Below are 13769 nucleotides of genomic sequence, written 5' to 3'. Positions count from 1 at the left end.
TCTCCTCAGAAGCCGGTTGGGGTGCGGGTGTGCCAGTCAGTGTTCAACTGATACTGGTGGGCAACGTTCAACAGGCGACCTTCCTGGAAATACGGAGCGAGCAGTTGCACGCCGACCGGCAGACCGTCGACGAAACCGGCCGGCATCGACAGACCCGGCAGGCCCGCGAGGTTGGCGGTGATGGTGTAGACGTCTTCCAGATAGGCCGCGACCGGGTCGCTGTTCTTCGCGCCAAGTTTCCACGCCGGGTTGGGCGTGGTCGGGCCGAGGATGATGTCGACTTCATTGAAGGCAGTCATGAAATCGTTCTTCACCAGACGACGGATCTTCTGCGCTTTCAGGTAGTAGGCGTCGTAGTAACCGGCGGACAGCGCGTAGGCACCAACCATGATCCGGCGTTGTACTTCAGGCCCGAAACCTTCGCCACGGGAGCGCTTGTACAGGTCTTCGAGGTTTTTCGGCTGTTCGCAGCGATGGCCGAAGCGCACGCCGTCGAAACGCGACAGGTTCGAAGAGGCCTCTGCTGGCGCGATCACGTAATACGCGGGAATCGCGTGCTGCATGTTCGGCAGGCTGATTTCCTTGATCACGGCACCGAGCTTCTGCAGCTCTTTGATGCTGTTCTGGATCAGCTCGGCGATGCGCGGGTCGAGACCGGCGCCGAAGTATTCCTTCGGCACGCCGATGCGCAGGCCTTGCAGCGAGCCATTCAGGCCTGCGGTGTAGTCCGGCACGGGTTCATCGATGCTGGTGGAGTCGTTCTGATCGAAGCCAGCCATACCCTGCAACAAAATTGCGCAGTCTTCGGCAGTGCGCGCCAGAGGGCCGCCCTGATCGAGGCTGGAAGCGTAGGCAATCATGCCCCAGCGCGAAACACGACCGTAGGTCGGTTTCAGGCCGGTCAGGTTGGTGAACGCAGCCGGTTGGCGAATCGAACCGCCAGTGTCGGTCGCAGTCGCGGCCGGCAACAGGCGCGCGGCAACCGCGGCAGCCGAACCACCGGACGAACCGCCGGGCACATGCTCGAGGTTCCACGGGTTTTTCACCGCGCCGTAGTAGCTCGACTCGTTGGCCGAACCCATGGCGAATTCGTCCATGTTGGTCTTGCCGAGCGTCACAGCGCCGGCAGCCGCCAGTTTGGCGACCACGGTGGCATCGTACGGCGCCTTGAAGTTGTCGAGCATCTTCGAGCCGCAACTGGTGCGAATACCCTTGGTGCAGAACAGATCCTTGTGGGCGATCGGCGCACCCAGCAGCGCGCCGCTCTCACCGTTGGCCCGGCGCGCATCGGCGGCTTTCGCCTGCTCGAGGGCCAGCTCTTCGGTAAGGCTGATGAAACTGTTGAGCTGCGGATCGAGCTGGGTAATACGCGCCAGCAGGACTTTGGTCAGCTCTTCGGAAGAAAACTTTTTATCGGCGAGACCGCGGGCGATCTCGGCCAGAGTCATTTGATGCATTGCAGGCTCTTTCCCTTTAGTCGATGACTTTCGGAACCAGGTACAGGCCGTTTTCGACCGCTGGTGCGATGGACTGATAGGCCTCGCGATTATTCGTCTCGGTCACGACGTCAGCGCGCAAACGCTGACTGGCTTCCAGCGGGTGGGCCAATGGCTCGATACCGTCGGTATTAACAGCCTGCATTTCGTCGACCAGACCGAGAATGCTGTTGAGGGCCGAGGTGATGTGCGGAAGATCGGCATCATTCAGGCCAAGGCAGGCCAAATGCGCGATTTTTTCCACGTCGGAGCGTTCTAGTGCCATCGGGATTCTCCAGTGGAAAACAGAACGGACGGCGTCCGTGTGTTAGATTGTCGGAACACTACCGCACTTCTACGGTCATACGGCCGCGATTGTGGGGCTTGGTGCACAGAAAAGCGGCCAATTTAACATATTGGCGCCTTGCCCAAAATCCCTGTCGTTGTTAGAGTTTGCCGCACTTTTTTACCCACGCGTTGCCTAGGGTCCCTTTCCCATGTTCAAGAAACTGCGTGGCATGTTTTCCAGCGATCTTTCCATTGACCTGGGCACTGCCAACACCCTTATTTACGTGCGCGAGCGCGGTATCGTCCTGAATGAGCCATCGGTTGTGGCCATTCGGACACACGGTAATCAGAAAAGTGTCGTCGCTGTCGGCACTGAAGCCAAGCGCATGCTCGGACGTACGCCGGGCAACATTGCTGCCATTCGTCCGATGAAAGACGGCGTGATCGCCGATTTCAGCGTCTGCGAAAAGATGCTGCAATACTTTATCAACAAGGTTCACGAAAACAGTTTTCTGCAGCCTAGCCCTCGTGTGCTGATCTGCGTTCCGTGCAAATCCACTCAGGTTGAGCGTCGTGCCATCCGTGAATCGGCCCTTGGTGCCGGTGCGCGTGAAGTGTTCCTGATCGAAGAGCCGATGGCTGCTGCGATCGGTGCCGGCCTGCCGGTTGAAGAAGCACGCGGCTCGATGGTCGTGGATATCGGTGGTGGTACTACCGAAATCGCGCTGATCTCCCTGAACGGCGTGGTCTACGCCGAATCCGTACGCGTTGGCGGCGACCGCTTCGACGAAGCGATCATCACTTATGTGCGTCGCAACTACGGCAGCCTGATCGGCGAATCCACTGCCGAGCGCATCAAGCAGGAAATCGGTACTGCCTACCCGGGCGGTGAAGTTCGCGAAGTCGACGTTCGCGGTCGCAACCTGGCCGAAGGCGTTCCACGCGCATTCACCCTGAACTCCAACGAAGTGCTGGAAGCTCTGCAAGAGTCCCTGGCCACTATCGTTCAGGCCGTGAAAAGCGCGCTGGAGCAATCGCCGCCGGAACTGGCTTCCGACATCGCCGAGCGTGGCCTGGTGCTGACCGGTGGTGGCGCGCTGCTGCGTGACCTCGACAAGCTGCTGGCGCAGGAAACCGGTCTGCCGGTGATCGTTGCCGAAGATCCGCTGACCTGTGTTGCTCGCGGTGGTGGCCGTGCACTGGAAATGATGGATAAGCACACCATGGACCTGCTCTCCAGCGAATAAGTCGCGGATTGCAATACGTGGGTGAGCGCGCAGGCAGCACTTTGCAGTGCTGCCTGTTGGCGTTTATCTTCTGTCAGTCTTCATCCAGGCCGGTTTGATGCCGTATGAATAAACAGAACATTTGCCTGGGAGGAGCGGCTTATTAAACCGCTTTTCGCCAAAGGCCCCTCACTGGGCGTGCGCTTGTTGGTGCTGGCCGTGCTATCGGTCGCATTGATGGTGGTCGATGCCCGCTTCAATCTGCTCAAACCTGCACGCAGCCAAGCGTCGCTGGTGTTGATGGATGCCTACTGGATCACTGATCTGCCCGGTCGTCTCTGGGAAGGTGTGGCCAGTCAGTTTGGCAGTCGCACCGAACTTGTCGCTGACAACGAAAAACTCAAGACCGAAAACCTGCTGTTGCAGGGGCGCTTGCAAAAGCTTGCGGCCCTTACCGAGCAGAACGTTCGGCTGCGTGAGTTGCTCAATTCCTCCGCGCTGGTCAACGAGAAGGTCGAAGTGGCCGAGTTGATCGGCATGGACCCGAATCCGTTCACCCATCGCATCATCATCAACAAAGGTGAGCGCGATGGCGTGGTGCTCGGTCAGCCGGTGCTCGATGCCCGTGGCTTGATGGGGCAGGTGGTCGAGTTGATGCCCTACACCTCGCGTGTATTGCTGCTGACCGACACCACTCACAGCATTCCGGTGCAGGTGAACCGTAACGGTCTGCGTGCGATTGCCAGCGGCACCGGTAATCCGGAACGCCTGGAGTTGCGCCACGTTGCCGATACCGCTGACATCAAAGAAGGCGATCTGCTGGTCAGCTCCGGTCTCGGCCAGCGCTTCCCGGCGGGTTACCCGGTGGCGACGGTCAAGGAAGTGATTCACGATTCCGGCCAGCCGTTCGCGATAGTGCGTGCCGTGCCGACTGCCGCATTGAACCGCAGCCGCTACTTGCTCCTGGTGTTCAGCGACTCGCGCACTGCCGAAGAGCGCGCCAATGATGCGGCACAGGCGCAAGAAGCGCTGGATGCCCATGGCGGTGGTCCAATGTTGCCGGCGACTGTGCCGAAACCGTTGGTCATGCCAGCGACCGCTACTGCTCCGGCCGTTCCTGCCGCAGAACCGGCACCCGCCGCCGCACCGGCCAGCACCACGCCAGCCAAACCTGTCGCGAAACCGGCTGCGGCCAAACCACCTGCGGCCAGCAAACCACCGGCCAAACCGCCAGTCACAGCGCCTGCTACTACCGGGGGACGAGAATAATGGTCGGTGTCAAAGCCTCCCGAAACGGCTGGATAGTCTGGCTGACGTTTGCCATCGGCATGCTGCTCAGCGTCTCGCCGCTGCCGCAATTCATGGAAATCCTGCGCCCGCTGTGGCTGGCGTTACTGCTGACCTTCTGGGCGCTGTACATGCCGCACACGGTCGGCATGGTCACAGCGTTTTGTCTGGGGCTGGCCGAAGACGTGCTGTACGGCACGCTGCTTGGGCAGAACGCCTTGATCCTGACGCTGATTACCTTCCTCGTGCTGTCCTTGCAGCAGCGCTTGCGGATGTTCCCGATGTGGCAGCAATGCCTGGTGATCCTGGTGATCTTCGGCCTCGCGCAGTTGGTGCAGTTGTGGCTCAGCGCCTTGACCGGCAACCGTCAGCCAACGCTGGCACTGGTGTTGCCGGCACTGGTCAGCGCCTTGCTCTGGCCGTGGGTCAGCTTCGCTCTGCGTGGATTGCGCCGGCGGTACAAAATCAATTAACTCGGTCAGGCATGTGCCCGCACCTCGACAGGGAGATGTCTTGATGAAGTCGCTCTACCTCGCCTCCGGCTCGCCGCGTCGACGTGAATTGCTCACGCAGATCGGCGTGCCGTTCACCGCCGTCAGCGCGGACATCGATGAAACCGCACAAGCCAACGAAGCCCCTGCCGCCTATGTCGAGCGTCTGGCGCGCGGCAAGGCCGAGGCCGGACGGCGCACGCTGGTCGCTGATGCAGATTGCGTGGTGTTGGGCGCAGACACCGCCGTGGTGCTCGACGGCAAAATTCTTGGCAAACCGGTGGACGAAGCCGATGCATGCGCCATGCTGATGATGTTGTCCGGCCAAGAGCATGAAGTGCTGACCGCAATCGCTCTGCTCGACGGCGCGCGTTGCGAATCACGAGTGGTACGCAGTCTGGTGCGCTTCCGGCCGATCAGCCGTGAGGAAGCTGCCGCCTACTGGGCCAGTGGCGAGCCTCGAGACAAGGCCGGCGGTTATGGCATTCAGGGCCTCGGTGCGGTGTTTGTCGCCGGGCTCAACGGCAGCTATTCGGCGGTGGTGGGTTTGCCGATATGCGAAAGCGCAGAACTGCTCGGCCATTTCGGCATACCCTGTTGGCAACCCCTGAGCGCGCCGTAAGCGGTGCGCGGATCAAGATGCGGCCATTATCGTGAACACGCCTGAACGAGACCCTGCCATGAGTGAAGAGATTCTGATCAACATCACGCCGATGGAATCGCGCGTGGCGGTGGTTGAAAACGGTGTGTTGCAAGAAGTGCACGTCGAACGCACGCAAAAACGCGGGATCGTCGGCAACATCTATAAAGGCAAAGTGGTGCGTGTGCTGCCGGGCATGCAGGCGGCGTTCGTCGATATCGGTCTGGATCGCGCGGCATTTATCCACGCTTCGGAAATCTCCCAGCGCGAAGGCTCGGCAGTCGAGAGCATCAGTGCGCTGGTACACGAAGGCCAGAGCCTGGTGGTGCAGGTCACCAAGGATCCGATCGGTTCCAAAGGCGCGCGGCTGACCACGCAGCTTTCGATCCCGTCGCGTTATCTGGTGTACATGCCGCGTACCGCTCACGTCGGCATTTCCCTGAAAATCGAAGACGAAGCCGAGCGCGAACGTCTGAAGCAAGTGGTCAGCGATTGCGTGGCCAAAGAAGGCATCAAGGAAGTCGGCGGGTTCATTCTGCGCACTGCCGCCGAAGGTGCCGGCGCTGATGAAATCCTCATGGACATTCGCTACCTGCGGCGCCTGTGGGATCAAATCAACGAGCAGATCAAAACCATCGGCGCGCCAAGCGTGATCTACGAAGACCTCGGCCTGGCCCTGCGCACCTTGCGCGATCTGGTCAGCCCGAAAATCGAGAAGATCCGCATCGACTCGCGGGAAACCTTCCAGAAAACCACACAGTTCGTCGCCGAACTGATGCCGGAAATTGCCGATCGTCTGGAACACTATCCGGGTGAGCGGCCGATTTTCGACCTGTACGGCGTTGAAGACGAAATCCAGAAAGCCCTTGAGCGCAAAGTCCCGCTCAAGTCCGGCGGTTATCTGGTGATCGACCCGGCGGAAGCCATGACCACCATCGACGTCAACACTGGCGCGTTCGTCGGTCATCGCAACCTCGAAGAAACCATTTTCAAGACCAACCTCGAAGCCGCCACCGCCATTGCGCGGCAGATGCGCCTGCGCAATCTGGGCGGGATCATCATCATCGACTTCATCGACATGGAAGATGAAGAGCACCGGCGACAGGTGTTGCGCACGCTGGAAAAACAGCTTGAGCGCGATCACGCCAAGACCAACATCATCGGCATCACCGAGCTTGGTCTGGTGCAGATGACCCGCAAGCGCACCCGCGAAAGTCTAGAGCAAGTGCTGTGTGAACCGTGCAGCAGCTGTCAGGGCCGAGGCAAGTTGAAGACCCCGGAAACCGTCTGCTACGAAATCTTCCGCGAGATCCTGCGCGAAGCCCGCGCCTATCAGGCCGAAGGTTATCGCGTGCTGGCGAACCAGAAAGTCGTCGACCGCTTGCTGGATGAAGAGTCGGGCAACGTCGCCGAACTTGAAGTGTTCATCGGCCGCACGATTCGTTTCCAGGTCGAAACCATGTATTCGCAGGAACAATACGACGTGGTGCTGCTCTGAAACGTTGCAGCACATTTTTCCTGAAACGGCTGGCCTCAGCTTTTTGCAGTATTTTTGCCATGGGAGCCACCTGACATGGACCGTCTGACACGCATTTTGGCTGCACTGACCCGCTGGGGTCTGAGCCTGTGCGCGTTGGTTCTGGTGTTGCTGGCGTTGTACGTCAGTCTCGGCCGGGAACTCACGCCACTGGTGGCCGAATATCGTGCCGAGATTGAAGACAAAGCCACCGCGGCCTTGGGCATGCCGCTACAGATCGGTGAACTGGAAGGCAACTGGAGCGGGTTCGCGCCGATCCTGCTGGCGCATGATGTGATGGTCGGCGATGGCGCCAATGCCTTGCGTCTGGATCAGGTCCGCGTGGTGCCGGATCTGTGGGCCAGTCTGCTGGCCCGCGAAGTGCGCATTGCCCATCTCGAACTCAACGGTTTGAAGATCAGCCTCAAGGAAGGCGCGGACGGCCAGTGGGCGCTGGAAGGTTTGCCGGTGCAAAAGGATCAGCCGCTGGATCCCAAGCAGCTGTTGAATCGCATGCAAATGGTCCAGCAACTGTCGGTGCTCGACAGTCAGGTGACGTTGCAGCCGCTGGATCACCCGCCAATGACCCTGACGTACGTCGGCCTCAGCCTCAAGACCGGTGCCAGCCGCCAGCGCCTCGATGCGCGACTGACCTTGCCCGATGGCCAACCGGTCGCCATGAGTCTGCGCACACGGATTCGCGCCGATCAGTGGAAGAACGGCGGCGTCGAAGGTTACGTCAGCATGCCGCAAAGTGACTGGTCGAAATGGCTGCCAGAGCGTCTGACTCAACAATGGAATTTCTCCACGATCAAGGCCGGCGGCGAGGTCTGGGTTGACTGGAACGAAGGCGCGCTGCAAAGCGCGGCGATCCGTCTGAACGCCCCGCAAGTCAAAGGTGCCTACGCCGAGCGCAAACCGATTCAGCTCGATAATCTGGCGCTCAACGGTTATTACCAGCGCGGTACCGAAGGCGCGACCGTCACTCTCGATTCGCTGGCGATGAACTTCGGCGAAACTCGCTGGGAATCTCGCGTCCAGATCAAGCAGACGCTTGCTACCGATAAAGCCGAAGAGCTCTGGCATCTGCAGGCCGACCGCCTCGACCTGACTCCGATTACACCGTTACTCAATGCCCTCGGTCCTCTGCCGCAAGGTGTCGCCACCGCCGTCGAGCGCCTGAAAGTCACCGGTGTTCTGCGCAATGTGTTGCTGGATTTCCGGCCGAATGCCACCGACGACACTAAATTCAGCTTCGCCACCAACCTCGAGCGCATCGGGTTCGACGCCTATCACGGCGCCCCGGCGGCGCGGAATGTAAGCGGCAGCCTCACCGGCAACCTCGGTGGCGGTGAGTTGCGCATGGACAGCGACGATTTCGTCCTGCACCTCGACCCGATCTTCGCCAAGCCGTGGCAATACATTCACGCCAACGCGCGGTTGACATGGAAGCTTGATAAAGAAGGCTTCACTCTGATCGCGCCGTATCTGAAAGTGCTGGGCGAGGAGGGCAAGATTGCCGGCGACTTCCTGATCCGTCTGCATTTCGACCATAGCCAGGAAGACTACATGGACCTGCGCGTCGGCCTGGTCGATGGCGACGGTCGTTACACCGCCAAGTACTTGCCGAAAGTGTTGAGCCCGGCACTCGACGAATGGCTGCGCACCGCGATTTTGAAAGGCGCGGTCGATCAGGGCTTTTTCCAGTATCAAGGATCGCTGAGCAAAAACGCCGGTGAAGCGGATCGCAGCATCAGTCTGTTCTTCAAGGTGCATGATGCCGAACTGGCGTTCCAGCCGGGCTGGCCGCATATAAGCAAAGTCAGCGGTGACGTGTTTATCGAGGACAGCGGCGTGCGCATTCTCGCCAGCAAAGGTCAGTTGCTCGATACCCTGGTCAGTGATGTGTTCGTCAACATTCCGCATGTGCCGACCGGGCAGAGCGCGCATATGTACCTCGATGGTGCGTTCGTTGGCGGGCTGGGCGATGGCTTGAAGATTCTGCAGGACGCGCCGATCGGCACGGGCGAAACATTCGCCGGCTGGGAAGGCGCGGGTGATCTGCAAGGCAAGCTCAAGCTGGATATTCCGCTGGCCAAGGGCGACGAGCCGAAGATCCGCGTCGATTTCAAAACGGCCAACGCGCGGCTGAAACTGGCTGAACCCACGCTTGAGCTGACGCAACTCAAGGGTGACTTCCGCTTTGACAGCGCGAAGGGCTTGAGCGGACAAAACATCAGTGCACGGGCCTTTGATAAACCGGTGACAGCGCAGATTTTCGCCGATGGCAGTCCCGGCAAGCTTAAAACGCGTGTAGCCGCGTCGGGGCAGGTCGAGGTCAAAAAACTCACCGACTGGCTCAACGTGACCCAGCCACTGCCAGTCTCCGGGACGATTCCTTATCAGTTACAACTGAATCTGGACGGTGCCGACGGTCAGTTGCTGGTCAGCTCCAATCTCAAAGGTGTAGCGGTCGATCTGCCAGCGCCGTTCGGCATGAGCGCCGAGACCGGGCGCGACACTACCTTCCGCATGACTCTGCAGGGGCAAGAGCGGCGTTACTGGGTCAACTACGATCAACTGGCCAACTTCACCTTTGCTGCGCCGCCGAGCAATTTCGCCGAAGGTCGTGGCGAACTGTTCCTCGGTGCCGGCGAGGCGGTATTACCCGGCGCCAAAGGTCTGCGCGTGCGCGGTGTGCTGTCGGAGCTGGACGTCAAGCCGTGGCAGGATCTGCTCGGTAAATACGCCGGACAGAACCCCGGTGGCAATGCCAAGCAACTGCTGAGTAGCGCCGACTTCAAGATCGGCAAGCTCACGGCGTTCGGCACGACTCTGGATCAGGCTGCGGTGCAGTTGAATCGCAAACCGGCCGCGTGGGCACTGGCGCTCGACAGTCAGCAGGCCAAAGGTACGGTCGCAATCCCCGATGCGAAAGCCGCGCCGATTGCGGTCAACCTGCAATACGTGCGCTTGCCGGCGCCGGACCCGACAGTCCAGGCCGACGAAAATGCGCCGGATCCTTTGGCCGATGTCGATCCGACGAAGATCCCGGCGCTGGATATCACCATCAATCAGCTGTTTCAGGGGCAGGATCTGGTCGGTGGCTGGTCGCTGAAGATTCGCCCGACGCCTAAAGGCATTGCGCTGAACAATCTCGATCTCGGTCTCAAGGGCATTTTGTTGCAGGGCAGCGGCGGCTGGGAAGGTGCGCCCGGTGCGACTAGCAGTTGGTACAAGGGCCGCATTGGCGGCAAGAATCTCGCCGATGTGCTCAAAGGCTGGGGCTTTGCGCCGAGCGTCACCAGTGAAGAGTTTCATATGGACGTCGACGGCCGCTGGCCAGGATCACCGGCATGGCTGGCGACCAAACGTTTCTCCGGCACCCTCGACGCATCGCTGAACAAGGGTCAGTTCGTTGAAGTGGAGGGCGGGGCGCAGGCGCTGCGGGTGTTCGGTCTGCTCAACTTCAACTCGATTGGCCGTCGTCTGCGTCTGGACTTTTCCGACCTGTTCGGCAAAGGCCTGAGCTACGACCGGGTCAAAGGCCTGCTGCAAGCGACCAACGGTGTGTACGTGACCAAGGAGCCGATCAAGCTGACCGGGCCTTCGAGCAATCTCGAGCTCAACGGCACGCTGGACCTGGTTGGTGACAAGGTCGATGCGAAATTGCTGGTGACCTTGCCGGTGACCAACAACCTGCCAATTGCCGCGCTGATCGTCGGTGCACCAGCGGTGGGCGGCGCGCTGTTCCTGATCGACAAGCTGATCGGCGACCGTGTGGCGCGCTTTGCCAGCGTCAAATACACGGTCAAAGGCCCGTGGAAAGAGCCGAAAATCACTTTCGACAAACCTTTTTGATCAGCCTGTCGCCGAACCGATGGAGTAGCATGGCCGCATACCTCTCATGGAGTGCGCCATGTCTTTAGCGGTCATTCAAATGGTCAGCCAGAGCGATGTGCTGGCCAATCTGCGCGATGCCCGGCGCCTGCTTGAACAAGCGGCCGCCGCTGGTGCCAGGCTCGCGGTGCTGCCGGAAAACTTTGCCGCCATAGGCCGTCGTGATGTCGCCGCTATCGGCCGCGCCGAAGCGCTCGGCGAAGGACCGATCCTGCCATGGTTGAAACAGACCGCTCGCGACCTCAAGTTATGGATAGTCGCCGGCACTTTGCCGCTGCCGCCGGTCGATCAACCGGACGCCAAGTCGCACGCCTGTTCGTTGCTGGTGAATGATCACGGCGAAATCGTTGCACGCTATGACAAGTTGCACCTGTTCGATGTGGATGTGACGGACAATCGCGGGCGTTATCGTGAATCCGATGACTATGCTTATGGCGGTGGCGTGGTGGTTGCTGATACCCCGGTTGGCCGATTGGGCCTGACGGTGTGTTACGACCTGCGCTTCCCCGAGCTGTACAGCGAATTGCGTGCGGCCGGGGCCGAATTGATTAGCGCGCCGTCGGCATTCACGGCAGTGACCGGCGCGGCGCATTGGGACGTGCTGATTCGTGCACGGGCCATAGAAACACAGTGTTATGTGCTGGCGGCGGCCCAGGGCGGGACGCATCCGGGGCCTCGGGAAACCTGGGGCCATGCGGCGATTGTCGACCCGTGGGGTCGCGTGCTGGCGCAGCAGGACCAAGGTGAGGCCGTGCTGCTGGCCGACAGAGACAGCAGCGAACAGGCGTCCATCCGGGCGCGAATGCCGGTGGTGGGCCATCGGCGATTTTTCTCGCAGGGCGCGCAGCGACCTGCTTCAGAACATGAATTTAAGGCGTAGAACCTATGAGCGAGTTGTTGTCCTCAGTCAGTGATCACCTGTTGGCGCCCGGCGGCGTGACTATTGAGAGCCTGCAAGCGGTGCTTGGCGATCTGGCCGGCCCGGGCATCGATGCTGCCGACCTGTATTTCCAGGGGCAGATTTCCGAGTCGTGGGCACTCGAAGACGGGATCGTCAAGGAAGGCAGCTTCAATCTCGACCAAGGCGTTGGCGTACGTGCGCAGTCCGGGGAAAAAACCGGTTTCGCCTACAGCAACGCGATCACCCTTGAAGCCCTCGGCGCTGCGGCTCGCGCGGCCCGTTCGATCTCGCGTGCCGGGCAGAACGGCACAGTGCAGGCATTCACTACCCAAGACGTCGCCCAGTTGTATGCGCCGGATAACCCGCTGGAAGTGCTCAGCCGCGCCGAGAAGGTCGAGCTGCTGAAACGCATCGACGTCGCCACCCGCGCACTTGATCCGCGCATCCAGCAAGTCACCGTGAGCATGGCCGGGGTCTGGGAGCGCATTTTGGTGGCTTCCACCGACGGCGGTCTGGCGGCGGATGTGCGCCCATTGGTGCGCTTCAACGTCAGCGTGATCGTCGAGCAAAACGGCCGTCGCGAACGCGGCGGGCATGGCGGAGGCGGGCGTACCGATTACCGTTATTTCCTCGCTGAAGACCGCGCCATGGGTTACGCCCGTGAAGCGTTGCGTCAGGCATTGGTCAATCTGGAAGCGATCCCGGCGCCGGCCGGTACTTTGCCAGTGGTGCTGGGTTCGGGCTGGTCTGGCGTGCTGTTGCACGAAGCGGTCGGCCACGGCCTGGAAGGCGATTTCAACCGCAAGGGCAGTTCCGCCTACAGCGGGCGCATGGGCGAAATGGTCGCTTCCAAGCTGTGCACCATCGTCGATGACGGCACTTTGAGCGGCCGTCGCGGTTCGCTGAGCGTCGACGACGAAGGCACCCCGACCGAGTGCACCACGCTGATTGAAAACGGCGTGCTCAAGGGCTACATGCAGGACAAGCTCAACGCGCGTCTGATGGGCGTGGCGCGCACCGGCAATGGTCGTCGCGAATCCTACGCGCACCTGCCGATGCCGCGCATGACCAACACCTACATGCTCGGAGGCGAAAGCGATCCGGCAGAAATCATCGCTTCGGTGAAGAAGGGCATCTACTGCGCCAACCTTGGTGGCGGTCAGGTTGATATCACCAGCGGCAAGTTCGTGTTCTCCACCAGCGAGGCGTATCTGATCGAGGACGGCAAAATTACCGCTCCGGTCAAAGGCGCGACGTTGATCGGCAACGGCCCTGAGGCGATGAGCCGGGTGTCGATGGTCGGTAACGATCTGGCGCTGGACAGCGGCGTGGGGACTTGCGGCAAGGATGGGCAATCGGTGCCGGTGGGCGTGGGTCAGCCGACGCTGAAGATCGACGCGATCACCGTAGGTGGCACGGGCGGGTAAAAAGGGATGGAGCCTCGGGTGGCGCGCGATGCGGCCACCCGATGGCGAACATCAACGCAGACCGCGTTGAGTCTCGTCCAGCTCACGGATGTACTTGAAGATTTTACGGCTTGAGGCAGGCGCTTTGTTTTGCGCAACCTCATGCTGAGCCTGACGGATCAGGGAACGCAGTTGCTGGCGATCGGCATCCGGGTAATCGATGACGAATTTCTCCAGCACGGCGTCGTCACCGGCGATCAGGCGGTCACGCCAGCGTTCGAGATTGTGGAAACGCTCGTTGTACTGACGAGTTGAGGCGTCGAGTTGATCGAGCAAGATCAGAATTGCGTCAGTGTCCTGATCGCGCATCAGTTTGCCGATGAACTGTAGATGCCGTTTCCGCGCGATATTCGCGGTGTGCTTGGGCGCATCGGCCAAGGCACGACGCATAGCGTCGGTCAAAGGCAGTTTCGCAACCAAGTCAGGCTTGAGTGTTGTAAGGCGCTCGCCAAGGTCAACCAGAGCATGCAGCTCGCGTTTGACCTGAGATTTGCTTTTTTCTCCCGTATCGAGGGAGTCGTCGTAAGAATCAACCATGGTGGCAGTCCGCAAAGAAACGCCGCCATGATAACCAGTCGG

11 protein-coding genes are annotated in these 13769 nt (G+C 60.5%); 8 read left to right on the top strand and 3 right to left on the bottom strand.

Features of this window, described 5'->3' with window-relative positions; all coding sequences use genetic code 11:
* Positions 1–5: 5 nt before the first annotated feature.
* Both gatA and gatC read right to left on the bottom strand, forming a co-directional pair.
* On the bottom strand, positions 6–1457 hold the full coding sequence (gene gatA / locus ACP7BN_RS06400; protein ID WP_426202548.1) for an Asp-tRNA(Asn)/Glu-tRNA(Gln) amidotransferase subunit GatA: 1452 nt from the start codon (positions 1455–1457) through the stop codon (positions 6–8).
* Between the two features lie 16 nt (positions 1458–1473).
* A complete protein-coding gene (gene gatC / locus ACP7BN_RS06395; RefSeq protein WP_007976465.1) occupies positions 1474–1761 on the bottom strand; it encodes an Asp-tRNA(Asn)/Glu-tRNA(Gln) amidotransferase subunit GatC in 288 nt (95 codons plus the stop codon).
* A 211-nt stretch (positions 1762–1972) separates the two neighbouring features.
* On the opposite strand from gatC, the gene mreB reads away from it, so the two are divergent.
* From mreB to tldD, 8 genes are all read left to right on the top strand, one after another.
* Entirely contained in the window at positions 1973–3010 is a 1038-nt protein-coding gene (gene mreB, locus ACP7BN_RS06390; protein ID WP_002555108.1) for a rod shape-determining protein MreB, read from the top strand.
* Between the two features lie 141 nt (positions 3011–3151).
* Positions 3152–4258, top strand: coding sequence for a rod shape-determining protein MreC (mreC, locus tag ACP7BN_RS06385; RefSeq protein ID WP_426202732.1), 1107 nt, complete (start codon positions 3152–3154; stop codon positions 4256–4258).
* Complete coding sequence (gene mreD / locus ACP7BN_RS06380; RefSeq protein ID WP_420647615.1) at positions 4258–4749, top strand: rod shape-determining protein MreD; 492 nt, start codon at positions 4258–4260, stop codon at positions 4747–4749. Before mreC ends, mreD begins: the two co-directional genes overlap by 1 nt.
* A 43-nt stretch (positions 4750–4792) precedes the next feature.
* A complete protein-coding gene (locus tag ACP7BN_RS06375) occupies positions 4793–5389 on the top strand; it encodes a Maf family protein (RefSeq protein WP_426202545.1) in 597 nt (198 codons plus the stop codon).
* Between the two features lie 58 nt (positions 5390–5447).
* Positions 5448–6905 (top strand): ribonuclease G, encoded by a 1458-nt coding sequence (gene rng, locus ACP7BN_RS06370; RefSeq protein ID WP_420647617.1) that lies wholly within the window; start codon positions 5448–5450, stop codon positions 6903–6905.
* A gap of 75 nt (positions 6906–6980) precedes the next feature.
* A complete protein-coding gene (locus tag ACP7BN_RS06365) occupies positions 6981–10784 on the top strand; it encodes a YhdP family protein (protein WP_426202543.1) in 3804 nt (1267 codons plus the stop codon).
* A gap of 58 nt (positions 10785–10842) precedes the next feature.
* Positions 10843–11703: a carbon-nitrogen hydrolase family protein gene (locus ACP7BN_RS06360; RefSeq protein ID WP_426202541.1), complete on the top strand. Its 861-nt coding sequence runs from the start codon at positions 10843–10845 to the stop codon at positions 11701–11703.
* A gap of 5 nt (positions 11704–11708) precedes the next feature.
* Positions 11709–13151, top strand: a complete 1443-nt coding sequence (tldD, locus tag ACP7BN_RS06355) for a metalloprotease TldD (protein ID WP_426202538.1) — start codon at positions 11709–11711, stop codon at positions 13149–13151.
* 51 nt (positions 13152–13202) lie between these two features.
* Here the strand turns inward: tldD and yjgA are convergent, their stop codons facing one another.
* Positions 13203–13727: a ribosome biogenesis factor YjgA gene (gene yjgA / locus ACP7BN_RS06350; RefSeq protein WP_420647621.1), complete on the bottom strand. Its 525-nt coding sequence runs from the start codon at positions 13725–13727 to the stop codon at positions 13203–13205.
* Between the last annotated feature and the right edge of the window lie 42 nt (positions 13728–13769).

Source organism: Pseudomonas sp. TWP3-1 (assembly GCF_049896625.1).
Classification (GTDB): Bacteria; Pseudomonadota; Gammaproteobacteria; order Pseudomonadales; family Pseudomonadaceae; genus Aquipseudomonas.
The sequence above is the reverse complement of the archived record's forward strand: the minus strand, read 5'-3'. Positions and strand labels throughout refer to the sequence as shown.

Coding starts and splice junctions, on each gene's coding strand:
- ACP7BN_RS06365 (WP_426202543.1), top strand. CDS start 6,981: ATGGACCGTCTGACACGCATTTTGGCTGCACTGACCCGCTGGGGTCTG.
- mreD (WP_420647615.1), top strand. CDS start 4,258: ATGGTCGGTGTCAAAGCCTCCCGAAACGGCTGGATAGTCTGGCTGACG.
- tldD (WP_426202538.1), top strand. CDS start 11,709: ATGAGCGAGTTGTTGTCCTCAGTCAGTGATCACCTGTTGGCGCCCGGC.
- gatC (WP_007976465.1), bottom strand. CDS start 1,761: ATGGCACTAGAACGCTCCGACGTGGAAAAAATCGCGCATTTGGCCTGC.
- ACP7BN_RS06360 (WP_426202541.1), top strand. CDS start 10,843: ATGTCTTTAGCGGTCATTCAAATGGTCAGCCAGAGCGATGTGCTGGCC.
- ACP7BN_RS06375 (WP_426202545.1), top strand. CDS start 4,793: ATGAAGTCGCTCTACCTCGCCTCCGGCTCGCCGCGTCGACGTGAATTG.
- rng (WP_420647617.1), top strand. CDS start 5,448: ATGAGTGAAGAGATTCTGATCAACATCACGCCGATGGAATCGCGCGTG.
- gatA (WP_426202548.1), bottom strand. CDS start 1,457: ATGCATCAAATGACTCTGGCCGAGATCGCCCGCGGTCTCGCCGATAAA.
- mreB (WP_002555108.1), top strand. CDS start 1,973: ATGTTCAAGAAACTGCGTGGCATGTTTTCCAGCGATCTTTCCATTGAC.
- yjgA (WP_420647621.1), bottom strand. CDS start 13,727: ATGGTTGATTCTTACGACGACTCCCTCGATACGGGAGAAAAAAGCAAA.